Annotated in this window: 25 protein-coding genes and 1 tRNA gene; 14 read left to right on the top strand and 12 right to left on the bottom strand. The window is 58.0% G+C overall.

Annotation, left to right across the window (positions count from 1 at the left end; genetic code table 11):
• Positions 1 to 195 precede the first annotated feature (195 nt).
• Both ACVWXF_RS09220 and ACVWXF_RS09215 read left to right on the top strand, forming a co-directional pair.
• Positions 196 to 267, top strand: a tRNA-Gly gene (locus tag ACVWXF_RS09220).
• Between the two features lie 143 nt (positions 268 to 410).
• Entirely contained in the window at positions 411 to 854 is a 444-nt protein-coding gene (locus ACVWXF_RS09215; RefSeq protein ID WP_414331397.1) for a DUF29 domain-containing protein, read from the top strand.
• A 5-nt stretch (positions 855 to 859) separates the two neighbouring features.
• Here ACVWXF_RS09215 and nusB read toward each other — a convergent pair whose 3' ends face one another.
• The 3 genes from nusB to ACVWXF_RS09200 all read right to left on the bottom strand — a co-directional run bounded on the left by nusB (position 860) and on the right by ACVWXF_RS09200 (position 4,886).
• Positions 860 to 1,735, bottom strand: a complete 876-nt coding sequence (gene nusB, locus ACVWXF_RS09210) for a transcription antitermination factor NusB (protein WP_414331399.1) — start codon at positions 1,733 to 1,735, stop codon at positions 860 to 862.
• A gap of 119 nt (positions 1,736 to 1,854) precedes the next feature.
• Positions 1,855 to 4,014, bottom strand: coding sequence for an ATP-dependent helicase (locus tag ACVWXF_RS09205; protein WP_457474234.1), 2,160 nt, complete (start codon positions 4,012 to 4,014; stop codon positions 1,855 to 1,857).
• Between the two features lie 11 nt (positions 4,015 to 4,025).
• Positions 4,026 to 4,886 (bottom strand): Cof-type HAD-IIB family hydrolase, encoded by an 861-nt coding sequence (locus ACVWXF_RS09200; RefSeq protein ID WP_457384793.1) that lies wholly within the window; start codon positions 4,884 to 4,886, stop codon positions 4,026 to 4,028.
• Between the two features lie 201 nt (positions 4,887 to 5,087).
• Here ACVWXF_RS09200 and ACVWXF_RS09195 point away from each other — a divergent pair, with 201 nt between their 5' ends.
• The 4 genes from ACVWXF_RS09195 (at position 5,088) to ACVWXF_RS09180 (ending at position 8,558) form a co-directional block, all read left to right on the top strand.
• Positions 5,088 to 6,038, top strand: coding sequence for a DUF1517 domain-containing protein (locus ACVWXF_RS09195; RefSeq protein ID WP_457443764.1), 951 nt, complete (start codon positions 5,088 to 5,090; stop codon positions 6,036 to 6,038).
• Positions 6,039 to 6,120: 82 nt separating this feature from the next.
• Positions 6,121 to 6,876, top strand: coding sequence for a hypothetical protein (locus tag ACVWXF_RS09190; protein ID WP_457404281.1), 756 nt, complete (start codon positions 6,121 to 6,123; stop codon positions 6,874 to 6,876).
• A 76-nt stretch (positions 6,877 to 6,952) separates the two neighbouring features.
• Positions 6,953 to 7,681, top strand: coding sequence for a peptidylprolyl isomerase (locus tag ACVWXF_RS09185; protein WP_457474233.1), 729 nt, complete (start codon positions 6,953 to 6,955; stop codon positions 7,679 to 7,681).
• Between the two features lie 148 nt (positions 7,682 to 7,829).
• On the top strand, positions 7,830 to 8,558 hold the full coding sequence (locus tag ACVWXF_RS09180) for a HEAT repeat domain-containing protein (protein ID WP_011433687.1): 729 nt from the start codon (positions 7,830 to 7,832) through the stop codon (positions 8,556 to 8,558).
• Between the two features lie 140 nt (positions 8,559 to 8,698).
• Here ACVWXF_RS09180 and bchM read toward each other — a convergent pair whose 3' ends face one another.
• Positions 8,699 to 9,364, bottom strand: a complete 666-nt coding sequence (gene bchM / locus ACVWXF_RS09175; protein WP_457384788.1) for a magnesium protoporphyrin IX methyltransferase — start codon at positions 9,362 to 9,364, stop codon at positions 8,699 to 8,701.
• A gap of 155 nt (positions 9,365 to 9,519) precedes the next feature.
• Here bchM and ACVWXF_RS09170 point away from each other — a divergent pair, with 155 nt between their 5' ends.
• Together ACVWXF_RS09170 and ACVWXF_RS09165 are read left to right on the top strand one after the other, a co-directional pair.
• Complete coding sequence (locus ACVWXF_RS09170) at positions 9,520 to 10,017, top strand: hypothetical protein (protein ID WP_457384787.1); 498 nt, start codon at positions 9,520 to 9,522, stop codon at positions 10,015 to 10,017.
• Positions 10,018 to 10,137: 120 nt separating this feature from the next.
• Complete coding sequence (locus ACVWXF_RS09165) at positions 10,138 to 11,349, top strand: RNA-guided endonuclease InsQ/TnpB family protein (RefSeq protein WP_457474232.1); 1,212 nt, start codon at positions 10,138 to 10,140, stop codon at positions 11,347 to 11,349.
• Position 11,350: 1 nt separating this feature from the next.
• On the opposite strand, the gene ACVWXF_RS09160 is transcribed toward ACVWXF_RS09165, so the two are convergent.
• The 4 genes from ACVWXF_RS09160 to wecB all read right to left on the bottom strand — a co-directional run bounded on the left by ACVWXF_RS09160 (position 11,351) and on the right by wecB (position 15,987).
• Positions 11,351 to 12,328, bottom strand: a complete 978-nt coding sequence (locus ACVWXF_RS09160) for a D-alanine--D-alanine ligase family protein (RefSeq protein ID WP_457393447.1) — start codon at positions 12,326 to 12,328, stop codon at positions 11,351 to 11,353.
• Positions 12,329 to 12,397: 69 nt separating this feature from the next.
• The gene (ftsZ, locus tag ACVWXF_RS09155) at positions 12,398 to 13,519 is read right to left on the bottom strand and encodes a cell division protein FtsZ (protein ID WP_414522843.1); all 1,122 of its coding nucleotides are present in this window, start codon (positions 13,517 to 13,519) and stop codon (positions 12,398 to 12,400) included.
• Between the two features lie 577 nt (positions 13,520 to 14,096).
• A complete protein-coding gene (locus ACVWXF_RS09150; protein WP_041437468.1) occupies positions 14,097 to 14,672 on the bottom strand; it encodes an ureidoglycolate lyase in 576 nt (191 codons plus the stop codon).
• A 178-nt stretch (positions 14,673 to 14,850) separates the two neighbouring features.
• A complete protein-coding gene (wecB, locus tag ACVWXF_RS09145; RefSeq protein ID WP_414343264.1) occupies positions 14,851 to 15,987 on the bottom strand; it encodes a non-hydrolyzing UDP-N-acetylglucosamine 2-epimerase in 1,137 nt (378 codons plus the stop codon).
• 923 nt (positions 15,988 to 16,910) lie between these two features.
• Between wecB and mgtE the strand changes: the two genes are divergently transcribed.
• The 3 genes from mgtE (at position 16,911) to ACVWXF_RS09130 (ending at position 19,415) form a co-directional block, all read left to right on the top strand.
• A complete protein-coding gene (gene mgtE, locus ACVWXF_RS09140; RefSeq protein WP_457474231.1) occupies positions 16,911 to 18,290 on the top strand; it encodes a magnesium transporter in 1,380 nt (459 codons plus the stop codon).
• Positions 18,291 to 18,482: 192 nt separating this feature from the next.
• Positions 18,483 to 18,686 carry a DUF7219 family protein gene (locus ACVWXF_RS09135; protein ID WP_238376758.1) on the top strand — a complete coding sequence of 68 codons (204 nt, stop codon included), beginning with the start codon at positions 18,483 to 18,485 and terminating at the stop codon, positions 18,684 to 18,686.
• A 27-nt stretch (positions 18,687 to 18,713) separates the two neighbouring features.
• Positions 18,714 to 19,415 carry an MgtC/SapB family protein gene (locus ACVWXF_RS09130; protein WP_414417819.1) on the top strand — a complete coding sequence of 234 codons (702 nt, stop codon included), beginning with the start codon at positions 18,714 to 18,716 and terminating at the stop codon, positions 19,413 to 19,415.
• 4 nt (positions 19,416 to 19,419) lie between these two features.
• Here ACVWXF_RS09130 and ACVWXF_RS09125 read toward each other — a convergent pair whose 3' ends face one another.
• Positions 19,420 to 20,043, bottom strand: coding sequence for a TMEM165/GDT1 family protein (locus tag ACVWXF_RS09125; RefSeq protein ID WP_011433699.1), 624 nt, complete (start codon positions 20,041 to 20,043; stop codon positions 19,420 to 19,422).
• A gap of 391 nt (positions 20,044 to 20,434) precedes the next feature.
• On the opposite strand from ACVWXF_RS09125, the gene ACVWXF_RS09120 reads away from it, so the two are divergent.
• From ACVWXF_RS09120 to ACVWXF_RS09110, 3 genes are all read left to right on the top strand, one after another.
• A complete protein-coding gene (locus ACVWXF_RS09120) occupies positions 20,435 to 20,557 on the top strand; it encodes a hypothetical protein (RefSeq protein WP_011429573.1) in 123 nt (40 codons plus the stop codon).
• 23 nt (positions 20,558 to 20,580) lie between these two features.
• Positions 20,581 to 20,982, top strand: coding sequence for a YraN family protein (locus tag ACVWXF_RS09115; protein ID WP_457474230.1), 402 nt, complete (start codon positions 20,581 to 20,583; stop codon positions 20,980 to 20,982).
• Positions 20,983 to 21,281: 299 nt separating this feature from the next.
• Positions 21,282 to 21,509 (top strand): hypothetical protein, encoded by a 228-nt coding sequence (locus ACVWXF_RS09110; RefSeq protein WP_414418946.1) that lies wholly within the window; start codon positions 21,282 to 21,284, stop codon positions 21,507 to 21,509.
• Here ACVWXF_RS09110 and ACVWXF_RS09105 read toward each other — a convergent pair.
• From ACVWXF_RS09105 to ACVWXF_RS09095, 3 genes are all read right to left on the bottom strand, one after another.
• Positions 21,506 to 22,048 carry an NYN domain-containing protein gene (locus ACVWXF_RS09105; RefSeq protein ID WP_457474229.1) on the bottom strand — a complete coding sequence of 181 codons (543 nt, stop codon included), beginning with the start codon at positions 22,046 to 22,048 and terminating at the stop codon, positions 21,506 to 21,508. The two genes, ACVWXF_RS09110 and ACVWXF_RS09105, sit on opposite strands and share 4 nt — an antisense overlap.
• A gap of 134 nt (positions 22,049 to 22,182) precedes the next feature.
• A complete protein-coding gene (locus ACVWXF_RS09100) occupies positions 22,183 to 22,893 on the bottom strand; it encodes a class I SAM-dependent methyltransferase (RefSeq protein WP_457474228.1) in 711 nt (236 codons plus the stop codon).
• A gap of 49 nt (positions 22,894 to 22,942) precedes the next feature.
• Positions 22,943 to 23,890 (bottom strand): sugar phosphate nucleotidyltransferase, encoded by a 948-nt coding sequence (locus ACVWXF_RS09095; RefSeq protein WP_457474227.1) that lies wholly within the window; start codon positions 23,888 to 23,890, stop codon positions 22,943 to 22,945.
• Positions 23,891 to 24,079: the final 189 nt, after the last annotated feature.

Genomic DNA, 24,079 nt, shown 5'->3' with positions numbered 1-24,079 from the left:
CCACGTGAAAGATGATTAACCCACTCTCGCCCTGCCCCAGCATGCACGATAGCTTTGTCTCTCGACGTCATTCCCTGCTGGTCAAATTGCGGGCAAAATATGCCCCCCCCAACTCCCCACCTACTCAAGGGGTCGGGAACGTGATAGGTTAGATTCAGCAAGGGTTTCAGCTTGCTAAACTTGAGATTGATTTACGCGGGCGTAGTTCAGTGGTAGAACGCTAGCTTCCCAAGCTGGATGTCGTGAGTTCGAGTCTCATCGCCCGCTTTCCCCAACCAACCGGCAAAACCCGCTTTCCGCAAGCATTCCCGGGCTTGGCCTAGTCCGGGAAATCAATGAGCTCAAGGTAAAAAGGGGTAGTTCGGGGTCAGTAAGATCTCCTTGGCCAGTGCCCAGTTAGGCAATGAAGCATGCAACTTTACGAGTACGACTTCTATGCCTGGACGCAAAAGCAAGCCGCACTGCTGAAATCGGGGCAGTGGGATCAACTGGATATCGCCAACTTGGTGGAGGAAATCGAGGCTTTGGGCAGGCAAGAACGCCGGGAATTGCTGCACCGGCTGGGGATCCTGGTAGGGCATTTGCTGAAGTGGCAATTGCAACCCCACCTGCGAGGCAAAAGTTGGCGGGCAACGATTACTGAACAACGCCGCCAGATCCAGCGATTGCTCAAAGACAGTCCCAGCCTCAAGCCCGATCTTTCGGCAGCCCTGCAAGAGGCTCACCAGGACGGGATCCTGTTGGTGGTGAGAGAAACGCCATTGTCTGAAGCAGATCTGCCTGCCCAGTGTCCCTACACATTTGAGCAGGTGATGGATCCCGACTTTTATCCTGGCAAGGAAGATCCCCAGTGATCTGCTCAGCCCCCGGAACCAGAACCAGGGAGGGAGGGATCCCGACCCCGGTGGGTCTCCATCTGGCTGTCCACTACCCGTCGCAGCACTCCGTTGACGAAAGCGGCGGCCTCAGGATCCCCGTATTTTTTGGCCAATTCTACAGCTTCGTTGATGGCAACCTTCACGGGGCTGCTGGCCAGTATTTCCATCTCCACCACCGCCAGGCGCAGGATATCTCGTTCGATCCGACCAACCCGCTGCAATTGCCAACCCACCAAAGCCTTTTGCAAACGAGCATCAATCGCCTCCTTGTGGGTTCGCAGGGCAGTTAACAGTTGCAAAGCGTAGGCGCGCACTTCTTGGGATTGGGCAATGTACAACAGTTCCGGCATGGACAGGGCAACGCCCACCCGGTTGACTGCTCTTTGGGACAACTGGACAACCTCATCCAAGATGTGGCGGACGCTGTGCAGCCGCTGTTCCAGGTGTTCTAAGGCTTGGCCGGCGTTGCCGAGGGCCACTTGCACCTGCTGGATTAGCTCCAGCAATTCCCCCCGTAAGGCATTGGGGTCAGGAACGTCCGCCTCCTTCAGAGTGATTTCCAGGCGCTGCAGGTGTCGTTGGGCCTGCTGAAGGCGGAGGGTGACGGAGCGGGATCCACCCTCTTCCTTGGGATCCGAATCGGCCAACAATAGAGGATCGCTCTCGTGCAACAAACGGTCGCTGCGCTGGATTTCCGCCGCCGCTGTGGAGAGGGTTTCATGGGTCTCTTCACTCAGGGCGCGGATGGCTGCCAGCAGCAAGTCCTCCAGTTGTTTTTCGCTCAGTTTGGCCGCCGTGGCTGGCAGTTGATTGACCCCCAGCAGGGCCAGTTCGCGGGCAATACGCCGAGGTTGCATTGCAGAATATCCATAGCTTCTGAAAGACTGCCCCATTGCCGCAAGGCGGCGCGCAAGCGCTATCGGGCTTAGCCATGCTAGCAGGTTGCCAATCCATGAAGAACGAGAGACTCACCCGGTCAACCGGCCCTAAAACTGCGACTTAACACCCGAAACACCAAAGATGAACTCTGCTCTGTGCCAAAGCGAGATTGGCTGGATACCGAGAGGGTGAGCCGTCGTTTGCTGCGGGTGATGCCCACATACAGCAGCCGCAGCCGCTCCGCTGCCAAGTCCAAAAAGGCTTGCTTGGTGGCAGAGTCGGCCTGCAGATCCCAACAGCTTTTGGGGCTGAGCTGCCGCAACTGGGCCAGGGCCTCCGCTTTCATATCCACATCTTCCAAAAACCTCAGCCCCAGGGGCCGCTCCTCGTACTGGGTGGGAAACTCGTAGGCCGACACCTGGGGGATGAACACCTGATCCCATTCCAGCCCCTTGGCCCGATGCAGAGTCGTGACAGTGATGCTGCCCGGCTCGGGGTCGAAGGCGAAGATCTCCGAAGGCAAGTTGTTGAGGCGGTGATCCAGAATCACTTGAAATTCTTGGGCGATCTCCTGCCAATCGGTTTCGGGCAGGGATCCCAGCACCTGCTCCAGCTGATCGATTACATAGCGACCCACAAACAGCTCTTCCGGCTTGCGGTAGAGGCTTTGAACGATCACATTCAGCACCTCCGGCCAAGGGGAGCGCCCGGCCCGGAGCCAACCGGCAAGGGTGCGCAGCAGCCTGCCCAAGTTCTGCCAAGGCGGGCCATCGGGCAGAGCGGGAGCCTCACCAAAGTTGGGAAATAGCAGCCGCTCCGGCAGAGAGGCGCGGATCCAGCTCAACATCGGTCCCAGTTCAGCACGTGGGATCCCCGCCCAATCCGCCAAGCAATCCACAGCAGCAGCCAAGCGAGTGGGGGCAGTGGGCTGGGCAAACCAGTCGATGATTCCCTTGAGTTGCAGCAACACCCGCCGCTGACTGGGACTGCCCCGCAACAGATCGATCACCCGCTCCGCTCCCATTTCCTGGAGATAGCTGAGGGCTTTGCCCCCCAGCTCGTTGGTGGTGACCAGAATGGCCACCGTTTGGCCGGGAAAAGCTTGGGCGGCTGCAATGGCCTGCCGCGCCACCTGTTGCAGCTCCTCTTCCGGGGATCCGACAACCCGCAGAAAGTCCACACCACCCTCGCTGGCCGGGGGGTTTTGGCCACCGGAGGTAGCCAGTTGAATGAGTTGGAGGGCCAGAGCGGTGCGCAAAGCCGGGATGGGGTGCTGCTGATTCACCCACTCCACCAGACGGTTGGCCAAAGCGATGATCTGGGGGGCGCTGCGGCTGGATTCATCCAAGAGCACCACCTGAGGACTGGCCTGGCAAAAGGCGCGAAACAGCCGCGGCTCGGCGCTGGTAAAGGTGCCCATGATGCTCTGGTTGGGATCCCCCACCCGCACCAGGTTGCCGGTGCGTTGGCTGAGCAGCCGCAGCAGCTCTTCCTGCAGGGGGGAACTGTCTTGGGCCTCATCCTCGAACAGGTAGTCGTACCAGTTCTGCACCTGCTCCCGCAGCTCTGGACTGCCCTCGATCAAATCCACTGCTTGCCAGCCCAGGTCGTCGTAGTCTAACTTGCCCAGGCGACGCAATTCCGCTTGATAACCGGCGTAGATGGGAGCAGCCCAGCCCAGATAGCCCTCGCTGGGGATCACTTCTGGCCCCAGGCGCAGATTCTTGGCCCTGCTGATGACCACCTGCACCATCTGCTGGAAACTGCGCCGGAACTGGGCTCGGTTTTGGGCGATCTTTTGCGGGTTGTTGTCGCCGGGGATCAGCGGCTCCCAAAGCTGAGTATGGCGGACGAGCCAAGCGCGGCACAGGCGGCTGAGCAACCGCTCCTGTTCGTATCCCTCCAAAATAGACAGCTCCTCCCAACGGCCGGGGGCCTCCCGCAACACCCGCAACGACAAAGAATGCAGGGTAAAGGCCTGGGTAAAGCGAGCCGGATACCCCGCCCGTTGCAAACGTTGATTGATGCGGCTGATCAAGTTGCCCCGCGCCGAACGCATGTAGGTGAACACCCCGATGCGCTCCGGTGGGATCCCCCGATTGAGAATTAAATCGGCGATCAACAGCTCCAGAATAAAGGTCTTGCCGCTCCCCGGAACGGCGGCGATCCCCAGCGGCCCCGATTGGTAGGCCAACGCCTGTTGCTGCGCCGGACGCAGGGTGACCTCAGGAAAGGGAGAAGAAGCCAGACCCAGCATGGGATCCCTGCCTAGCTGAGGATGAAGGTCTCGATGGCCGCCGCCACCCCGTCTTCTGTTACAGAAGGGGCGATCCAGTCGGCATGGGGCAAGAGAGCTGGCGAGGCATTTCCCATCGCCACCCCGATCCCCGCATACCGCAGCATCTCAATGTCGTTGTCGCCATCGCCAATGGCCATCACCTGCTCCGCCGACAACCCCAGCATTTCCTCGGCCAAAAAACGAACGGCATTGCCCTTGTTCACCGCCGGATGGGTAGCCTCGAGAAAAATCGGCTCTGAACGGGTGAGGTAGAGCTGCTCAGGGGAATACCGCCGCCGCAGGGATCCCTGCAATTCCTGCAGGAACTCGGTATCCTCAGAAACAGCCAGGATCTTGGTGGGGCTTCGTCCGTATTGGGCGGAAGAGAACATCTGGAACGGCACCTGAGAGCGCTCAGCATAGGCCTGACTGAGAGGGCTCAGCTCCCGTAAGTAGAGCTGGTCATCGATGTAGAGGTGAACCCCCACCGGCTGATCCTGCAACGCTTGCAACAACTCCTCGGCCAGCGGCCAGTCCAGGCTCCAGTGCTTTAGGGTCTTTTGGCTATCGGGATCCCGAATTAAAGCCCCCTGGTAGCTGCATAGGGGCATATCGGCCCCAATCGCGTAGTGGAACCGCTCGGCAGAACGATGCATGCGACCCGTAGCGATGGCTACTCGCACCCCTGCTGCTTTGGCCTTCTGAATGGCCTCCCGAACCGGCTCTGAAACCTGGTTGGAAGGCCCGGCAATCGTGCCATCGATATCCACCACCAACAGCCGAATCTGGGCACGGGGTGGAGAAGATGCCCGCTCTCTTTCCTCGGCTTGGACGTTAGCCTGAGTTTGCATTGCTGTTGTTTGCCCTCCTCCTGGCAACCTCCCAGACCGTAGCATGGCTCTGCCTCGATTGGTTGACGGTCATTGGCCGGCTCAGTACACAAAGAATCAACACAGAAGAATTGAACAAGTGAGATGGCCGGGTGGGGGATCGGTTTCCGCCCCTATTCCCGCCAACGAGAAAGCGTAGAATTAAGAAAGACTAGCCCCGTGATGGACGAAAACATTGTGATCATGCTGAAACGAATCGGTCGCGTCTGCCGGCCTCTGCTGGCTATTGCCCTGGCCTTGACCTTGGCCCTGGCTCCCATAGGCGCTGTTTGGGCACGCAGTGGCGGTCGCATTGGCGGCGGATCTTTCCGGTCTCCGACGTTCTCTGCCCCCCGCTCGATTGGCCCGCACTACTCAGCTCCTGTCTACCCCAGCTATGGAGGCGGCTTCGGTTTTCCGCTGCTGGTGCCCTTTTTCTGGGGAGGGGGTGGCGGCCTGCTGACACTGCTGCTCTTGATTGGGGCAGGTAGCTTTTTGGTGCAGACACTGCGCTCGGGGATCAGATCCGAAGAAGGGGACGATAGCATTGGGGTTCGCGATCCCCAGGTAACCGTTGCGCAGGTGAAAGTGGGCCTGCTGGCCAGCGCCCGGCAACTGCAGAAAGACATGAACGCCCTGGCTCTGGAGGCGGATACTCAGTCGCCAGAAGGGCTGAGCCAACTGTTGCAAGAGGTCACCCTTGGCTTGATGCGCTACAGCGACTACTGGGCCTATGGCCATGCCCAAGCGGAGAAGCTGCCCCTCTCCCGCGCCGAATCCCTGTTCTATCAAGCCTCTTTACAAGAACGGAGCAAGTTCAGCGTCGAAAGCCTCAGCAACCGCAACAACCAGATCCAACAAGTCTCCCAAGCGGCGCTGCAGCGATCTGCTGCTGGGATCCCAGATGTTGGCGAGTACCTGCTGGTAACTCTACTGGTTGCGTATCGTGGTAACTTGGGTACACTACCTGTAGTTAACTCCATGGCGGATCTGCGGCAGTGCCTGTTGCAGCTGGCTTCGATTCCGGCAGATCGGATTGTGGCCATCGAAGTGCTGTGGACGCCGCAGTTGGAGGGAGACACCCTGTCGGCAGAGGCGCTGTTGACCGAGTACCCGGAAATGCGGCTCCTTTGAGAGCCTTTGGGCGATAGACGGCAACTGTTGGCTGAGTGTCTCAACTCCTCGGGATCCCCGCCGCTCAGGCTAGGGAGGTTGTATGTCCGGGTTAGATGCTTCAGCGGGCAGAGGCCGTCGTTCCCCTTGGGCATGGTCTGGCCAAGTCAAGCAGGCAGATTCTCTGTTGGATGAGCTGTTCGAGGATTTGGAGAACAGCTTGGAAGAGGGACTGTCAGAAGCCGGCGAATATCCTTACCTCGGCACACGGCCCCCACTGCCTTCCCGGCGCTTCTCTGCTGCCGGAGGATTACTGCTGGGTATGGCTTTGGCCGCTACCTTGGTGGCAGGGCTGGCTTTTTGGATGACCCTGCGCCCGCGGGCGGTGGTTTTTTCGCAGGCCACTCGGGATCCCTTGGCTGAGGCACCCAATTCTTCCCATTCCGATGCTCACCAGGAGCCCTTGCTTCCCACTGCTGCTGATGTGGATGAAAACCCCAAAGCTCCACCTGAGGATTCTGCAAAGGCTGTCTTGGTCGAACCGGCAAAACCGCCGACTGTTGCCGCTCCTCTTGCTTCAAGAGGGGCTGGTCTTCCCTCTCCCCCCAGGGTACCTGCGCCTCCGGTGCCAGCGCGGATCCCACCCCAGCCTGTGCCGCAGATGAAGCTGGTGGGATTGATCCACGATCCAGGTGCCCCCAAGGCTCTGATTTTGATCGACAACGTAGTACGTCAGGTGGCTGTTGGCCATGCGGTGAAAGCAGAGTGGCGGGTTACCTCCATCAGCCCCTACGGTGTGAGGGTGAGCAATGGCGCTCAAAGCGTTACCTTGCAGTTGGGGCTGTCGCAGCGGATCTGAATCACCTGGATAGGGATCCCTGCTGGGTTGAGCAGCGCCTGGAGGGTGGGAGATTGGATTGAAGGAGAAGGGGCAGATGAAATTCGCCAAGCTGGGGCGAATGAGCCGCTGCAGAGTGGGAGTGGGCTTAGTTCTGGGATACCTCTGTCTCGGGCTGTTGGCTTGTCGCAGTACACCCCCCCTCTCAGAATCCCCCTCTGGGATCCCGGCGGCCTATGCTAGCCGCCCGCAACTGCAAGGGAAGGCAGTGGTGGAGATGGAGGTGCAAACTGCTGAGGGGGTAGGCAAGGTGATCTTGGCGATCCACGGGGAAGCGGCACCCCTGACCGGCGGCCAGTTCGTGGATTTGGTTCAGCGGGGCTTTTACAATGGCCTCACCTTCCATCGGGTGGAAAAGGATCCGCAGCCTTTTGTGGTGCAGGGTGGGGATCCCCGTGGTGACGGCACAGGGGGTGCAACAGAGCCGGGGAGCAACCGCCTGCGCACCATCCCCCTAGAAATTCGGTTGCGTGGGGAACCCTACCCCCGATACAACACTTTGATCAAGGATCCCGCTGCTCTGAGTAAGTTGCTCTTGCCCCATCGTTTGGGGGCGGTGGCCATGGCCCGTTCTAGCCCACTTGACTCAGCCTCTTCCCAGTTTTACATCACCCTCTCTGCTCTGCCGATTTTGGACGGGCGCTATGCCGTGTTCGGCTACGTCACCGAGGGGATGGAGTGGGTGGAGCGCATCCAGGTGGGAGATGTGATCCGCTCGGCGCGGGTGTTGGAAGGAGCGGACTTGCTTAGGGTGCCGGGATCCTAACCGGAAAGAGCAGATCAGATGGAGGATCCCGGCAGTTTATGATGGGCAGCAACTCTGCTGCTGGTTTGGTTGTTGTGGCTCTGGCTTTTGCCTTGAGGAAGGGCAAGTTTTGCCCTCGTCCCCTCCGCCAACACCTGGGCACCCTTTCATGCAAGAAGACGCTTTTTCCCCCCTTGAGCCCCTAGACGAGCTGCCACCTCACTCACCGCCGGAGGTGGATGTGGAGCTGATGCTGCAGCAGTTGCAGGATCCGGATCCCTATTTGCGGATGCAGGCGGCCCGCGCCTTCTGTGAGATCGAAGAACCCCGCGCCGTTAAACCCCTGCTGGCCCTAGTCCGGGATCCCTGCCCGTTGGTGCGGGTGGGAGCAGCCTATGCCCTAGGTCGGAATCCGGATCCCGCTGAGGTGGAGGTGCTGATCGAGGGCTTGCGCTGGGATTGGAACGGCTATGTGCGCAAAGGCTTGGTGTGGGCGTTGGGCAATGCCAAGGATCCGCGGGCGTACCCGGTGTTGCTGGAAGTGTTGGCCGGGGATATCGCGGCAGTGCGATTGTGGGCTGCCAGTGCCCTCGGACAATTGGCTCAGGCGCAGGCGTTGCCCGGCCCGGCATTGGATGAGGTGGTCGCAGCTCTCTGCCGGGGTTTGGCTCAAGATCCAATCGCGGCGGTACGCGGCAACTGTGCCTGGAGCTTAGGGATCCTGGGGCAACAGGTGAAACTGGCTCTCGAGGATCCCGCCGTTTACGCAATGCTAACAAGGCAGTTGCTGACCAGCGCCCGCCACGATCCCGATTGGGGGGTTCGGGATGACGCGCGGCTTGCCCTACAAAAGCTGGCAGATCCCGATTTGCTGGAGCAACTGGATAACCTCAGCTGATCGTTATAGTCATTTTTAAACTAGATTGAGACACTCCCCAAGCATTCCACGCTGCTGCCCCTACTCCCAGCCTCGCTGCCAGAGGGAGAGGGGAGCTAGACGAAAATGTTTCATTCCCGTTTAACGAACCAGATCGAGTGTCACCGAACCAGATCGAGGAGCCAAGCAAAGTAGAAGCGGCTGCGAATGGTTTGTCGCTGCTGCACTTTCCAGCCCCATTCGGTTAATTGGCTCACCAAGATCGCCTCTCGGTGTTGATAGGCGCGGGTGGTTTTGCTGGGGCCGGGGAAGAACTCTCCCACTTTCTTCAGCAGCGTCAGCCAGGGGGTTTTGGGAGCGAAACTGAAGATCAGGCGGGACTGGGCCAGGCAGGTCAGGTGTTTTAACATGCGGAGGGCCTCGGCTTCGGGGTAGTGGATCATCACATCGAGGCAGATGACGACATCGTATTCCCCTGTCAATTCCTCCAGATCCGAGACCCAAAATTGGGGGTTGTCTGTGGATCCCAACTCCATTTGCTGGCGGCGGCGTGCTTCGTTCACCATTTGTTCCGAGATGTCGCTGGCGAACACCTGCGCCCCTCTGGTGGCCAAGGGCAAACTGAGGCTGCCCACCCCGCATCCGGCATCACAAATGCGTAAACCCGAGGGATCCCCCAACCACTGCAACACCGTCTCTACCGTGCGGGCATGGCCAAGGCGGATGTCTTTTTGGACGAAATTGACTTCTTCTTCGCCATAGATGCGCCGCCAGCGCTCGAAGCCAACGGAGTTGAAATAATCGCGGACAATGGTTTTCTCTTGCATAGAACTTCCAGCTAGGGATCCGGCGAGAGAAAAAGATGAACGCTCTGCTTTTCTTCGCCAACGCGCATCCCATTCTACCCCGAGGCCCCGTAACCCTCTGCATCGTTGCCCTAGGATTGTATTAGAATTAACTCGCATGCCTTGGATGTTGCACCATGACCGAAGCTGAGATTGCCCAAGCGTTGCAGGCTCGGTTGGCTGCCCCGGTCAGAATTGCGGTCAAACGCCGCCAAGGTCATCTACATGTTCTCCTGAATCGGCCCCCCCTGGCTCGAGTGGACTACCCCCATCTCACGGAGCGGGTGCGGGTGGAGCTCAGGGCGTTGGGCTTGCCCGGCTTAGAGCAGGTCACGGTGTACGGGCGTGAGTCGGGACATTCTGAATACGAGTGGGAGCAAACGGCCCCCTTGTTGAACCCGCTGCTGGCCTCAGAAGAAACCACAGTTCTGTTGGAAAAAAAAGGCGATCGCCTACTGCAGGATCTGACAGTTGTTGCCCCGGATTCGGTCAACTCAAAGCCTGAACCTGCGCCGGAGAATCCTGTCGGGAAAACCGACATAGGCAGCAGGTCCCGCATCTCCTGGGTGTGGCTGGGGGGAGCTGTACTGATTGTTGGAATTGGGGTGATTCTTTTGCTGGTTGCCCTTCTCTGAAAGAGCTGGTTAAAGGTTCTTGTTCTTGTCTTGGGAAAAGCCTCAGCTAGAAATCGCAGGAGCCCCGCACTGTACCCGTAGGGTCAGTGTCGGGAGGAATGCGGAAGTTATGATAGAACCATGACCCAAGTCCTGACCGTATCCTGCAAGCTCAAGGCGTCCCCGTCGCAAGCCGCCAAATTGGACGCGACTTTGGAGGCTTTTGGCCAAGCCTTGAACTGGGTCAACCAAAACACACCCGAGAAAGTCGCCAACGCCGTTAAGCTCCAGTCTCTGTGCTACCGCGAAATCCGCGCCCGGTTCGGCTTGTCCAGTAACTTGGCTCAGCAGGTCTGCAGACGGCTGGCCGGCGCCCGTAAAGTTGCCCGACAGAAAAACCGCCCCGTCAAAGCGTTCAAGGGTGGCTTCGCTACCTACGACGCTCGTATCTTTTCGTTCCGCGAGAAAGACTGGACGGTGTCGCTGACCACGGTGGAGGGTCGGGAGCGCTTTGAGCTGGCGATTGGCCGCTACCAGAGAGAACGGCTGGCGGGCTCCAATCCCAAATCTGCCACTCTGGTCAAGCGCAAAGACGGTTCCTACTCCATTCAAATCTGTGTGGAAACGGAGCCATCCCCACCGCAACGCACGGGTAGAGTGCTGGGGGTGGACTTGGGAAGGACGGATATTGCTCATACGTCAGAAGGGGATAACTGGAATGGACAGCAGTTGAACCGAATCCGAGACCACTACTCCAAGCTGAGGGCGGTACTTCAACGCAAAGCCAGTAAGGGCACCCGCAGTTCGCGGCGCAGATGCCGTCAACTGTTGCAACGGCTGTCTGGCAAGGAGAGGCGCTTTCAGGCGTGGGTCAATCATCGCATCTCCAAAGCTATTGTCTCTAGGGCAAAAGCTACCAACAGCGCTATCGCCCTGGAAGACCTGACAGGGATCCGGGAAAGGGTTAATCAACAGCCGCGCAGCAAAGCCGAGCGACGAAGGGCCAACAGTTGGGCGTTCTACCAACTACGCCAGTTTCTGGAATACAAGGCGAGGGTTGCAGGGGTTTCTCTGGTTCTTGTGCCGCCTGCTTACACGTCGCAGACCTGTCACAAGTGTTTACACATCCACCCTGAGCAGGGCAAGTCCTACCGCAGTGGCAAGTCGTTCAAGTGTGGGCACTGTGGATGGGAAGGGGATGCGGATTTGAATGGTGCGAATGTGATTGCGCTTTTGGGGGCTGTCGTAAACCAGCCTAGAGGTTCGGGCCTGTTTTGTTCTCTGGTAGAGCAGAGCAGGCTCAGGGCTACTGAAAGCCCGCTCCGTACCGCTTTAGCGGTCGGAGTCGGGTAGTTTACGGAGCGTTGCCGAGAGTCGCCGATGGACTTTGAGAACGCCGGGATCCGGTCAAGTTTGCCTTTCGCAGGGCATCCTGCAGCATCCGCTCCACCAACTCGGTGAATGTCCACCCCAGAGCTGCCGCCGCATCGGGACAGAGGGAAGTGGGGGTCATGCCGGGCAGTGTATTCACCTCCAACACCCAAGGATTTTCCTCGGGATCCACCCGCAGATCCACCCGCGCCAAGCCTTCGCACCCCAACGCCTGGTAGGCCTTCAGACCTGCAGCCTCACAGCGGGCCAACCCTGCCGGGCTGAGGGAACAGGGGATCAAATGCCGCGAGCCACCGGGTGCGTACTTGGCTTCGTAGTCGTAGAAGTCGCCTTGGGCGGGGATGATCTCAATGGCCGGAAGAACTTGGCCGGACAAGATCGAGAGGGTGATCTCCTTTCCGGGAACATAGCGCTCCAGAAAAATCCGCGACGAGACTGAGCGGGCCAACTCCAGCCCCTGAGCAAATGACCTCTCATCCCGGACAATGCTGATGCCCACCGTCGAGCCGTTGTTGCTGGGCTTAATCACCAGTGGGGATCCCAACTCTGCCGCACAGTCAGCCCAAGTGAGGGGGCTTTGGTCATCCCAAACCTGCCAATCGGGGGTAGGGATCCCCGCGGCGCGAAAGATCTGCTTGGAGACCAGCTTATCCATGGCCAGAGCACTGGCCAGCGGCCCGGATCCCTGGTAGGGCAGGCCCAGCCAGTCCAGCATTCCCTGTACCACCCCATCCTCGCCACCAGGGCCATGCAAGGCAATCCAAACGAAGTCGCAGCCGGCTTGCCGTTCCTGCCAAAGGCGCAGAGGCAGATCCTCATCTGGGTCGATTACCTTGACCCGATGGCCCAGGTCCTCCAAAGCCCGTTTGCAGGCTTTACCCGTTACCCAAGAGACTTGACGTTCTGCCGAACGCCCCCCCGCCAAGACAACAATGTTCATGGCCTAACCCCAAAGCACTCCCCACCCTCAACAACCGGCACCAAGATACCAGCATACCTTCACCCTACCCTACGAAGGGGGCCGTCGGCGGCGCAAGAACTCGGGAATATCTAAGCCTCCAGACATCGGCGGCTCAGGCTCCGGAGGCTGTCGAGGCGGCAGCCCAGAGCCCGTGGGAGTGGGCTTAGGAACCCCTGACTTGTTGGAGGCAGAAACTTTGGTTGCAGCAGGGATGGTGGCTGGACGGGCTTTCTCTTGGAAACCGGTGGCGATGACCGTGATGCGCACTTCCCCCTGCATGCGCTCGTCTTGGACGGTGCCGAAGATGATGTTGGCCTCGGGATCCACTGCCTCGGCGATGATCTCGGCAGCCACCGTGACCTCATGCAAGGACAAATCCGGCCCACCGGTAATGTTGAAGAGGACACCTTTAGCCCCTTCGATGGAGGTTTCCAAAAGCGGCGAAGATACAGCGGTAATGGCGGCTTCGCGGGCGCGGGACTTGCCGGATCCCATGCCAATTCCCATCAAGGCAGAGCCGGCATCGGCCATCACGCTGCGCACATCGGCAAAATCCACATTGATCATGCCGGGAATGAGAATGATATCCGAGATGCCCTGCACCCCCTGCCGCAGCACATCATCAGCAACGCGAAAAGCCTCTTGGACAGGGGTTTGCTCGGAGATCACCGAAAGCAACTTGTCATTGGGAATTACAATCAGGGTATCAACTGCCTCCCGCAGCGCTTGGATCCCTTCCTCGGCCTGCTTGCTGCGGCGTTTGCCCTCAAAGGAAAAAGGCCGTGTCACCACTCCCACCGTCAGGGCACCACTGGCTTTGGCAATTTGGGCGATGACGGGTGCTCCACCCGTGCCCGTGCCTCCCCCCATGCCGGCGGCAATGAAGACCAGATCTGCCCCTTTGATGGCTGCCGATATTTCTTCGCTGGATTCCTCTGCAGCTTTCTGGCCAATGGCCGGGTTACCACCTGCACCCAAGCCTCGAGTCAGCTTCTGCCCAATTTGCAAGCGGTTCACTGCCGAGGACTGGGCAAGGGCCTGCGCATCGGTATTGACGCTCCAAAACTCGACGCCCACGAGGTTACTGGCCGCCATCCGACTGACCGCGTTGCCACCCCCACCCCCCACGCCTACTACCTTAATCTTTGCGTTTGCGGTCTTGCTCGGCATGAAGTCCTCTGGACAATCCGCCGCTCTGGTCTGAGATCCGTTCCTCTCATACTCGGCATGAGAGCCTTCTCCCCTGTGGCGCTCATTCCAATGGGAAGGCGCAGACTGGGGTGAACCCAACCCTTGCCCAGGATTGGGAGGATGGATGTCTGACCAATTGGATGGCATGTCAGCTCTCACAATAACTTAAATTCTGGCAAATATCGAATATGCTAGCTGATTTAATATAGAGCAACTCCCTCCAGATGCCAACGCTGCCGACGTTTGTGAATCTTCCCGCTGAATACGGCCCTCCTAAAGACGCCTGTCGGCAGAATCTCAGGTAGCCTTTCTTGCCTAGAGGCATTTCTCTCTGAACTTGTCTCGAAGCTTTTGTGTGTAAGAATAGGTGTTCTCGAATACTTAGACCCTTGCAGGGGAAGAAGGGTCCAAAGGGAGGTTTCGGTACAAGAGTCTGGCCCTAGTTAAGGCCCAGTTAAGGCGAAGAGTCCCCTATCCAGCCAAAGGCTGATAGAGCGCCACTTTGTAGAACTGAGGCTTTGGCATCCTGTAGAGATTCAGGGATCCGGACTTGCATTCAGACCAGCTCTAGGTGGATCTCCGCTTTTAGCCGTTGGGGGAGGGAAATTTTGAATACATCTCCCTGATTCATTTCGTGGGCATCTTCCATGCTGGCCAGGGCTTCCACCACTTCTTCGGAGTTGGCGGTTAGCACCACAACGGGGCGCTCGCAGGCAATGGGGAAATCGTGCCACGTGCCGAGGTGCAGCAGCAGCCCATGCCCGGCAGGGAATCGCAGGGCTTGTACTTTGTCGAGATCGGGAGCTGCTTTGGGATGGTTGGGAGGAGCCATCACCATGATGAACGGCTCTTGCCCCAGGCCGACAAACAACTGGGTCATACGCATGTGGCGCTCCAGCCAGAGCACAGGTGGATATCCGGGCAGGATCTTAGCCGTACGGATAACGGCTCTGCCGGTGTATTGAAAGTCGATGTTCTGTCCTTCCAGGACACGCCCCTGATAAAAGGGGATCCCCAGCCCAGGATTGGCCACATCGTCCCCTATAAGTTGGCCGAAGGGTTGCACATTTTCTGGGGTGGCATCCACAATCGGCACCCGGACAACGGTGGTGGCAGTTGCAGTCGTGCTCATGGTTTGCATCCTCGCTCTTGATTGGACTGGGGTCAATTGGATTGGAGTCAGGCTTTCTATCTTAATTAATTGTCTTATTGAGATTAATTGTCTTATTGAGAGCAATAGGTAAAGAAACGGTTTTCCCGGTAACGGTCTATACATCTTTGATTCTTATTTAATTCTTAACTTTTAATTCTTAACTTTGTTCTTCTCGAGGGCTTTGCGGGTTAAACCACCGCTCGATGATGTGGCGAATTTGCCGGGCGGCAGTGCCATCGCCAAAGGGGTTTTGGGCTTGGGCCATGCGGGCATAGGCTTGTGGGTCTGTGAGCAATTCTCGGGCTGCCTTCAGGATCTTTTCGGGGTGTGTGCCTACCAGGCGGGCGGTGCCGGCAGCAATCGCTTCAGGACGTTCGGTGGTCTGCCGCAGCACCAGCACCGGTTTGCCCAGGGCAGGGGCCTCTTCTTGAATGCCGCCGGAGTCGCTGAGGATGAGGGTACAGCGCTGCATGGCGCTCACCCAGAGGGGATAGTCCAGAGGCTCGGTGAGAAAAGCCCGCTCATGGGATCCCAACAGGGCTTGCAGGGGATCCCGCACCAAGGGGTTGGGATGGAGGGGCAAAAGAAGGGCGGTATCGGGAAACTCGGCCAAGATCTGCAGCAGAGCCTTGCCGATGGCGGTTAGGGGATCCCCCCAATTTTCCCGTCGGTGCACGGTAACCAACAGGACACGGTAGCGCTGCCAGTCCAGCCCGGGAATGGGGCAGGGGATCCCTTGGGAGGCCACCTGCAGTAGGGCGTCGATGACGGTGTTGCCGGTGCAATGGATGGATCCCACCACGTGGCTTCGCTTCAGGTTGTCAACGGCTTGGGGGGTAGGGGCAAAGTGCAGGCTGGCCAACTGGGAGATCAGGCGGCGATTGGCCTCTTCGGGGAAAGGATTGTAGAGATCATCGGTGCGCAGTCCGGCTTCCACATGCCCAACCGGGATCCGGTGGTAAAAAGCTGCCAAGGCGGCAGCGAAGGCGGTGGTGGTATCTCCCTGCACCAAAACCAGTTGAGGATGTTGCTCTTGAAAGTAGAGTTCTAGGCCCCGCAAGGTGGCTTCGGTGATGTCCGTCAAGCTTTGGCGGGGGCGCATGATCGCCAGATCCCGATCCGCTTGCAGACCGAATAGCCGCATCACCTGATCCACCATTTCCCGATGTTGTCCGGTCAAGATCAGCTCGGTGCGCAGATGGGGACTGGCACGCAGAGCTTGGATCACCGGGGCCAGCTTAATGGCTTCGGGCCGTGTGCCCAAGATCACGGCAACGAGGGGAAGAGAGGCCATAAGCTCAAGGACATCGGCACCTGTAGGAGATGGGAAGCGCAGCTCATTGAAGCAAGGCCACCAACAAACCACTAACAAAAACCACTAACAAAACAGAGGTGGCGAAGGGCGTGGGTTGCTCAAGGTCGCAAGCCACCGAGATGTAGACTCTGCTGAGTCAGGCTGAGGGCAATGTCGAGACGAGAGGAACCACAAGGGGGCTATTGCTGCTCACCCCGATCTTACCCCTCCAGCTGCCCCACCAATTTTTCACCGGATGAGCTGGAGAAAAAGGGTTGACGGGATCCCAATCCTGCAACTAGCCTAAAGGGGGCTGAAGAGATCCTCTTCTGGCTGTCCGGGTTGTTTCGGTTAACCTTTTTGGAGGAAAACGTTCAACAGCATGGACGCTTCCGGTAGTTGTAGCGCCAGCCACCAGTGGATGGTCTTCGAGGAGCACGTTCTTGAAGATTGGGCTCTTACTGGTGTCTTCCTTTTCCCCGCTGACAGCTTCTGTCGTCGCTTGAGAGGATCCCGTTTCGCCAACGCGAAGGGGTGGGAGAGTTTTCCCGGCTAGCTTTTGACTTGGGTGGCTCTCTCAGTCGGCGACGAACAGATGAGCTGAGCAGAGCCTTACCTGAGCAATGGGTTTGTGCAGCCCTGTTCAGAAAAGGGGAGATCAGGAGTAATTCCGAGGGGATTCCCCTTGACTTTCCCGTTGTGGGTTTTGGGGTTTCCGCAGGCCTGGGGATCCCTTGGAGTCCCTTTTATCGGCTTGGGCGCTTGCGATCCAAGCTGGGCTTGGAGGCCTGGCGCTAGACCTACGGCTTGCTGCGCGGCCATCCAAGGGTTTCAGGGCTTCCCTGTGAGCCTCGGAGCACCGGTTGGCTGTTGACCTCCTGGTTCTCTTCATCCCGGCTGACCCCAACGTTCGGAGGTTTATCATGCGGTACAACATTCTTCGCGATCTCCTAACCCCTGCTTCCTTGGAAGCCGCCAAGCGAGAGGCCAACCGCGCTCCCATTGCCGAGCTGGTGCAGCAGTTGATGGAGATTTCACCTCGGCAGCGGGTTTTGGCTTTCCGCTTGCTGGAAAAAGACAAAGCCATTGCAGTGTTTGAGTATCTGCGGCCCGAAGAGCAGGCCGATCTCATTCGCAGCATGGAAAGCCCAGAAGTGATCCGGCTGGTAGAAGCCTTACCTCCGGATGAGCGGGTGCGTCTGTTTGAGGAGTTGCCGGCCAAAGTAACCAAGCGCCTCATTGCCAACCTCAGCCCAGAAGCTCGGGAAGCAGTGAATATCTTGCTGGGTTATCCAGAGCGCAGTGCCGGTCGGCTGATGAACCTGCGCTACTTGTCGGTACGGGATACCCTCACCGTCGGGGCTGCTCTGGCCAGCGTGCGGGACTCTCAACTGGGAGACGATGAGCTGGATGTGATTTTTGTGGTGGACGATCAGCGGTTCTACAAAGGTTTGGTTCGCACCGTGCGCCTCGTGAAAGCAGATCCGGATTTGCCCATTCGGGAGCTGATTGAGGGATCGGATATTTTTGCTCGGGTTACCGACCGGGATCTCCAGGCAGCCCGTTTGCTCAAAGATTCCGGCTTGCCGGCCATTCCGGTGGTGGATACGGAAGGGCGCTTGGTGGGAGATATCACCTTTGAAGATGTCATCAACTTGGTGGAAGAAGAAGCCACCGACGCCGCTCTGGCCCAAGCAGGGGTGGGCAACTTGCTCAGCCGAGACAAGGTTTGGAGCGAGCGCCTGGTTAAAGGCTCCCGTTGGTATGCCGTCCGCCTGCGCATCACGTTTTTAATCATCACCTTGATTGGCGGCATGGTGGTGGGGGGAGTGATCCAAACCTTTGAGGAAGTGTTGGAGGCGGTGACGGCAGCGGCTATTTTCATCCCCTTGGTCATGGATATGGGCGGTAATGTCGGCACCCAATCTACGACCATCTTTGCCCGTGGCTTGGCTTGGGGCCACATCAACGTGCGGCAGTTTCTCCCCTATTTGCTGCGGGAAGCCAGCATCGGCGCCATTATTGGCGGGATCCTAGGAGTTGCGGCTGGGGTGATTGCCTACTTCTGGCAGGGGGCACCGAATGGGATCCCACAATTGGGTCTAGCGGTGGGCTTGGCTCTGGCCATTGTCCTCACTTTGGGGGCTATCTTGGGCGCCATTTTGCCCTGGGTGATGTTAAAGCTGGGCTTTGACCACGCTCCGGGAGCGGATCCTTTTATCACCACCATTAAAGACTTCACCGGCCTCTGGGTGTATTTCACCCTGGTGGCTTGGCTAGTCGGGGTTGAAGTGGAGCTCTAGGGCTGCGCCGGCGCTGGATCCAGGGGGCACCTCACCGGCAAAGCGCGTTCCAGGAACGAATAATCCAGCCCTTCTTGAGAAATCAGCCTTTCAGAGTCTCGCCACAAGGCCATCGCGACGGCAGCGCAGAGCACTTTTACGAGGTGTCCTTTGACCAACGAAGGGTTACAGCAAACATTTAGGAGGTGTGCCATGACCTTGAAAGTTCTATCTCCCTTGGCTGCTGCTCAATTTCGGTCACGGCTGCAGCAGTATGCCTATCGGGTGGGCATAACCTGTGCTTTAGAAACAGGTGGTAAGCTGGCCCCAGAATCCGCCTTTGCTCAACTGGAAGCCCTCTGGCAAACCTTGCAACAGGAAGCCACTGCCCTTGGGATCCCAGATGAGGATGGCTAAACTTTATCCTTTCACGAGAACCGGAGCATGACCTGGATTGACTTCACCTTGCGCCTAGCGGTTGCCTTTATCTTGGGATCCGTGATCGGGCTGGAGCGACAGTGGCGGCAGCGCATGGCCGGCTTGCGCACCAATACCCTGGTGGCCACGGGTGCAGCTTTGTTTGTCATGCTCTCGGTTCTCACCCCTGATGAAAGCAGCCCGACCCGTATTGCGGCCCAAGTGGTATCGGGGATTGGCTTTTTGGCCGGTGGCGTGATTCTTAAGGAAGGAGCCAGCGTCCGTGGCCTGAACACCGCCGCCACCATCTGGTGTGCAGCCGCGGTGGGAGCCTTTGCCGGATCGGGGTACATTCCCCAAGCTGCCATTGGGGCCGCAGCTGTGTTGATCTCCAACGTTGTGCTGCGTCCACTGGGCTACCGCATCAACCAGCAGCCTTTGAAAGGCACAGAACTGGAACTGGTCTATGAGTGTTCGTTCATCTGCAAAAGCCAAGCAGAGGCCCACATCCGCGCCTTGCTCTTGCAAGGCATAGCTCCCACCCATCTCAAACTGCGTGCCCTCTACAGCGAAGACCTGGAGGACAAGCCCGATCTGGTCAAAGTCGAAGCAGAGCTGGTCACCCAGACCCGCGACGACCAGGCCCTAGAACTTGTCGTCAGCCGCCTCAGCCTAGAGCCAGGCGTGATCACTGCCCGATGGCGGATCATCGAACAGGAATTTGGCTGATCCCTCATCCTGCCAACTCCCAACCGGTCAGCAACGCAAACACCAGAAATAAGCCGCCCCCCACCCAATGCACGGCGCGTTCAGAGATGTGAGCTGCTAAAAAACGACCTCCCACCACCGCCAGCCCTACCATCAGACCATGACCCAGGGTTGCCCCCGCCCAGACACTGAATCCCGGATGGGTGGCGGCTAGGGAAACGGTAGCAATCTGGGTTTTATCCCCGAACTCGGCTAGGGCGATCAAACTAAAGGCTTCCCAGACGATGGCCCTAACCCCCCCGCGGCCAACTCCTTTTGCTTCTGCCTGCATCACTTGTCTGAGGGCTTCCTCTTCTTCTGGTAATGCCTGTTGAGGTGGCATTCTGCACGCTTGCCAGAGCATTCTCAAGCCAAAAACGGCGAAAACCCCAGCCGATAGCACCCGCACGCCCAAGGGTGGCAGTAGCTTAAAAAGCACTTGCCCGGTTCCTACCGCTAGCAGGTTCATCATCGCTAAAGCCAGCCATGTCCCCAGAAAAACCCAGCGGCGTGGGTGGCGCATCGCCAAAATCAAGGGGGTAAAAAAGGTTTTGTCCCCAAATTCCGCTACCGTCACCAGCAGCAAACTCGATAAAAAACCGGCCCACATTTTCTAGCCTCCAACCTCTCTTGTGTGTGGAATCGGTTCACACCTAGAGGTGAAGGCTGGGAAAGTCAGACGGACTCACCAAGCTCACCTCTGCGTGAACTCAGTGAAAGTCTCGTCACCAAAGCAGCCCAACGGGTTTGCTTCGTCTCCTGCACCGGGCTGTTTTTAGCCAGTATGTCGATGCAGAGGGCGGTAAGCCGCCTGACTACTCCCTTTCCATCTGAATGGTAGCATGCTGAGCTCCCAGTGGGAGTAGTTCATTTCCGATGGGATCCCCCAAGACTTGCTGTGCCTTGGCCGATATCAGTGCCGCGCATCGCTCACCAAAGGATTGTGAAGGAGCGGCAGGCTATTATGATCACGGTTGAGGAGAAAATCAGGGGAAAACCACGTGGATGCAAAGTTAGTCTTGGTGGGGGTTGCTCTTGTCCTCTCTCTGGCAAGTTTCTACTTCGGCACCCGCAACGGCTTTTACGACACCGACAAGTATCACGGCAATGGCTCTGCTCATTAGAGCCGGGCGCTGGTGATTTTTTTATGGATCCCTTGCCCAGAAGGGCTTCCCTCCAGAATACAGGCAACGTCGGCGAGGGCTGGGTGCGGCAATATCTCTGTCAGCAGGGCTGGCAGATCCTGGCCCAGCGGTGGCGCTGCCGTTGGGGTGAGCTGGATCTGGTTGCCCACAAAGCTGATGTGCTGATTTTCGTAGAGGTGAAAACCCGTAGCCCCGGTAGCTGGGATCGAGGTGGGCTTTTGGCGGTTGGGATCCCTAAGCAGCGACGCTTGATCCGGGCTGCCCAGGCCTTCTTGAGCCAGCATCCCCACCTCTCCGAGTTGTCCTGCCGTTTTGATGTTGCGCTGATAGAACGTCGGGCCTCCAGGGAAGGGGTAAGCTATGCTTTGGTTGACTACCTGCCAGCAGCTTTTGAGATTTGTTGAGGCAAGCTTATCGGAGATGCTGTGGGAGCTTATGGCCGTTTCAGGTTAGGTGAGATGCCTGGGCTGCTGAGACAAGCCCTCTAGCCCCGCGCATTATTGCTCCGCAACGCTATTGCTCCACAACCCTGACGCAGTGTCCTAGAGTGTCCTAGTTTGAATCAAAATAACTATAAAGCTGGGCCAGCCTCTCCGACTCATCTGAATACGAAGAACAGATGGAGCTTTCTGGGGTCATTCATCATCCTCACTAAGCTCCGGCCTGGGGATCCCTTCATTGGCTCATGATTTTGGGAAACAGCATGAAAGCGCATGAGTTCTGGGCTCGTACCGACAGCCAAGGTCAACTGATCTTGCCCATGCGGGCGCAGGAACAATTGCCCAAAAATCGAGTTGTGCGGGTGCTGGTGTTGGTGGATGAGCGGGAGCTGGCTCCGGCGGATCCTTCACAGGAGCAGTTGCCCACTGCCTCGCCAGATGAAGAGCATCTTTGGTATGGAGCTCCCACCGTTCCCTACGATGGCATTTAGCGCATGGGATCTTGGCCGGACAGCCGCCAGCGATTTAGGCGTGAGAGGGTTTCTGCATCCAAGTAGGCATCAATGCCCCGCCTGCTCGATAGCCGTTTTGGTTGGACGCGCCGGATCTGCTGCTGGGCCTGCTGCACTTCATCCCACAATTGTTCTGCCGAGACCCATTCGGCGTTGTAGCCACCGATCACCAATTGCTGGACACGATCGGAGGTAGCCACCCGTACCCGACACCCATCCCTCTGCAACTGGGCACACAGCCGTTCAATACAACTGTCGGCGGTCTCGCCATAGGAGGTATACAGGATCTCGATACCCGAAGGGGAGCGCTCTTGCCGGGCTGGAGTGGGTTGGGCGTAGGCATCGTACACCACGGTCGCCTGGTAGCCCCGGAAGGCCACATAGTTGGCCAAAGATTCCACCAAGCGCAGACGGGCCAATTCCATCAGGGAGCGACGCGCTAACTGGCTCAGGGTGGGCCAAGCTCCGATGATGTTGTAGCCATCAACCAAGAGGAAGGTGGGAGAGGAGGCTTGCATGGATGGCGGTGGATCCCTTGTCCGGGATCACACTTCTTAATCTTAATCTTTATCTTATTTTTAATCTTAGTACCCAGCCTTAAAGGTTACCCCACTACTCCGAATGCTCCGATACTTTCCCGGTTGTGAGCAGATCACGGTCTGCGCTGAATCCAATAGGTGGTGAACAGTTCGCCACTGGCCTGTTTCTGAATTTTGCCCCCCAAGGCTGCGATGCGCCGCTCCCACTCCGTTAGGGGGGTGAAAATCGGTTCGGTGCCTTTGAATAGCTCGATGAGGCCCCATTGTTCCGCCCACACCGAGTCGGGATTGACCACTTCAATAATCACAGGTGCAGCCGGTCGCAACACTCGCATCAACTCTGCCCAAACCGCGTCGAAGTACTCAATCGGGTAGTAGTACAAAAATCCGGTGGCAATGGCCAGATCAAATTGCTCCGACTCGTAGTTTTCCAAATGGTGGGCGGATCCCTGTTGCATTGACTTGAACAGCTTGGAGTTAAGCTGGGGTGCCCGCGAGCGAATAAAGCGCACAATCTCACCGCTCAGCTCATGGCCGTAAAAGTAGGCTTGCCAATCGTTCCAGGGATAGGTCAGGAAGCTTACCCCACAGCCCAAATCCAAACAGGCTTCCCGTTTTTTGGGGGCACGCAGTTGCCAAAAGGGGATCCCGAGGCGTTCTTGCAGGTGATCCCGCTGCTGGGCTTGCCAAAAAGGCAGTTGCTCCAGGTCTGGGGGAAGTTGCCAACCTGGCCGACCCAGTTGAATTTCCAGCTCCCGATTGAAGCGAGCAGCCACAGAGGCAAGGTAGGGATCCCAGCTTTCCCCGGTTTGTGGTAACTCCATCTGTTGATGGCTTTGTCGTGGATGGTTGTGGACTTAACTTGCACTTAACCTACACTACCAGGACTCTCGGCCCGTAGGCTCCCGGCTGCAGGGATCCATTCACCCAGCTGTGGCTGCCGAGGATGGTGCCTGCCGGAATCTGAGCTTGGGATCCCAGCCGGGTGTGGGCGCCAATGTAGCAGGGGGCGTGCAGTTGAGCGCTGGGATGGATCTCAGCCGTTTTGTGCACCCATATCCCCGGCGCCTGTTGCTGCACATCTTCCAGGGGAAAATCCGTCATTCGACCCAGGAGAATGTCCAGTTGGCCGTGGTAATAGCTGGCCGGCGTGCCCAGATCCCGCCAGTAGCCTGCGTGGAGATAAGCTTGCAGCCGGTGCCCTTGCCTGAGCAAATCGGGGAAGACACGCCGCTCGAAGCTGAGGGGATCCCCACTGGGGTAGTCTTTAAAAATGGCCGGATCCAAGACATAGGTGCCGGCGTTGATCGTGTCGGTGGTGAGGGTGAGGGCTTCTGCAGGGGTGGGTTTTTCCCGAAAAGATTGGATCTGGCCCCCTTCCCCAACTTCCACCAGGCCATAGGCGGTGATATCTTCCACGCGGGCGAGGGTGAGGGTGGCAATGGCCTTGCTCTGCACATGACATTGCATCAACGCCTGCAAATCCAGATCCGTGAGGATGTCTGCATTGAAAACCACCAAGGGATCCCCGGTGAAATAGGGCTGAGCCAGCACCAAAGCTCCTGCCGTATCCAAAGGCGTCTCTTCGGGAATGTAGCGGAGCTTCACCCCCAAAGCAGCGCCATCTCCCAGAGCAGCCTCAATTTGTTGGCCCAGATAACCCACGCTGAGCAAAATATCCGTCAAGCCGGCTCGGCGGCAGCGCCCGATCAGCCACTCCAAAAAGGGCACATCCAAAAGGGGCAACAAAGGCTTAGGCTGCAAAAAGGTAAAGGGCCGTAAGCGAGTTCCTTTCCCACCCGCCAAGATCACCGCTTGCATAACCACCCTCAACCCCGTTCTCTTCACAAAGATATTGACATCCTCTCCGCCCAATTGCTAAGGGGGATCCATTGGGTCGAGCCAAATGTTTTCTGCTACAGCCTGTTAAGGGCTCAAGGGGTACAATAGCAGCACTTAGCAAACCAACTTCGGAAGGAGGATGGATTGATCAGTAGTAAAGAAGTCTTC

This window comes from Thermostichus sp. MS-CIW-40, assembly GCF_054058315.1.
Note: the sequence above shows the minus strand (reverse complement) of the source record. Positions and strands in the feature narration are given on the sequence as shown.

Excerpts from the sequence above, each read along its gene's own strand:
- ACVWXF_RS09100 (WP_457474228.1), bottom strand. The coding sequence starts at position 22,893 with ATGGAGTTACCACAAACCGGGGAAAGCTGGGATCCCTACCTTGCCTCT.
- nusB (WP_414331399.1), bottom strand. The coding sequence starts at position 1,735 with ATGCAACCTCGGCGTATTGCCCGCGAACTGGCCCTGCTGGGGGTCAAT.
- ACVWXF_RS09125 (WP_011433699.1), bottom strand. The coding sequence starts at position 20,043 with ATGTGGGCCGGTTTTTTATCGAGTTTGCTGCTGGTGACGGTAGCGGAA.
- ACVWXF_RS09150 (WP_041437468.1), bottom strand. The coding sequence starts at position 14,672 with ATGAGCACGACTGCAACTGCCACCACCGTTGTCCGGGTGCCGATTGTG.
- wecB (WP_414343264.1), bottom strand. The coding sequence starts at position 15,987 with ATGGCCTCTCTTCCCCTCGTTGCCGTGATCTTGGGCACACGGCCCGAA.
- ACVWXF_RS09115 (WP_457474230.1), top strand. The coding sequence starts at position 20,581 with ATGGATCCCTTGCCCAGAAGGGCTTCCCTCCAGAATACAGGCAACGTC.
- ACVWXF_RS09170 (WP_457384787.1), top strand. The coding sequence starts at position 9,520 with ATGACCGAAGCTGAGATTGCCCAAGCGTTGCAGGCTCGGTTGGCTGCC.
- ACVWXF_RS09165 (WP_457474232.1), top strand. The coding sequence starts at position 10,138 with ATGACCCAAGTCCTGACCGTATCCTGCAAGCTCAAGGCGTCCCCGTCG.
- ACVWXF_RS09095 (WP_457474227.1), bottom strand. The coding sequence starts at position 23,890 with ATGCAAGCGGTGATCTTGGCGGGTGGGAAAGGAACTCGCTTACGGCCC.
- ACVWXF_RS09180 (WP_011433687.1), top strand. The coding sequence starts at position 7,830 with ATGCAAGAAGACGCTTTTTCCCCCCTTGAGCCCCTAGACGAGCTGCCA.
- ACVWXF_RS09215 (WP_414331397.1), top strand. The coding sequence starts at position 411 with ATGCAACTTTACGAGTACGACTTCTATGCCTGGACGCAAAAGCAAGCC.
- ACVWXF_RS09195 (WP_457443764.1), top strand. The coding sequence starts at position 5,088 with ATGGACGAAAACATTGTGATCATGCTGAAACGAATCGGTCGCGTCTGC.
- ACVWXF_RS09185 (WP_457474233.1), top strand. The coding sequence starts at position 6,953 with ATGAAATTCGCCAAGCTGGGGCGAATGAGCCGCTGCAGAGTGGGAGTG.
- ACVWXF_RS09200 (WP_457384793.1), bottom strand. The coding sequence starts at position 4,886 with ATGCAAACTCAGGCTAACGTCCAAGCCGAGGAAAGAGAGCGGGCATCT.
- ACVWXF_RS09190 (WP_457404281.1), top strand. The coding sequence starts at position 6,121 with ATGTCCGGGTTAGATGCTTCAGCGGGCAGAGGCCGTCGTTCCCCTTGG.
- bchM (WP_457384788.1), bottom strand. The coding sequence starts at position 9,364 with ATGCAAGAGAAAACCATTGTCCGCGATTATTTCAACTCCGTTGGCTTC.
- ftsZ (WP_414522843.1), bottom strand. The coding sequence starts at position 13,519 with ATGCCGAGCAAGACCGCAAACGCAAAGATTAAGGTAGTAGGCGTGGGG.
- ACVWXF_RS09205 (WP_457474234.1), bottom strand. The coding sequence starts at position 4,014 with ATGCTGGGTCTGGCTTCTTCTCCCTTTCCTGAGGTCACCCTGCGTCCG.
- ACVWXF_RS09160 (WP_457393447.1), bottom strand. The coding sequence starts at position 12,328 with ATGAACATTGTTGTCTTGGCGGGGGGGCGTTCGGCAGAACGTCAAGTC.
- mgtE (WP_457474231.1), top strand. The coding sequence starts at position 16,911 with ATGCGGTACAACATTCTTCGCGATCTCCTAACCCCTGCTTCCTTGGAA.
- ACVWXF_RS09105 (WP_457474229.1), bottom strand. The coding sequence starts at position 22,048 with ATGCAAGCCTCCTCTCCCACCTTCCTCTTGGTTGATGGCTACAACATC.
- ACVWXF_RS09135 (WP_238376758.1), top strand. The coding sequence starts at position 18,483 with ATGACCTTGAAAGTTCTATCTCCCTTGGCTGCTGCTCAATTTCGGTCA.
- ACVWXF_RS09130 (WP_414417819.1), top strand. The coding sequence starts at position 18,714 with ATGACCTGGATTGACTTCACCTTGCGCCTAGCGGTTGCCTTTATCTTG.
- ACVWXF_RS09110 (WP_414418946.1), top strand. The coding sequence starts at position 21,282 with ATGAAAGCGCATGAGTTCTGGGCTCGTACCGACAGCCAAGGTCAACTG.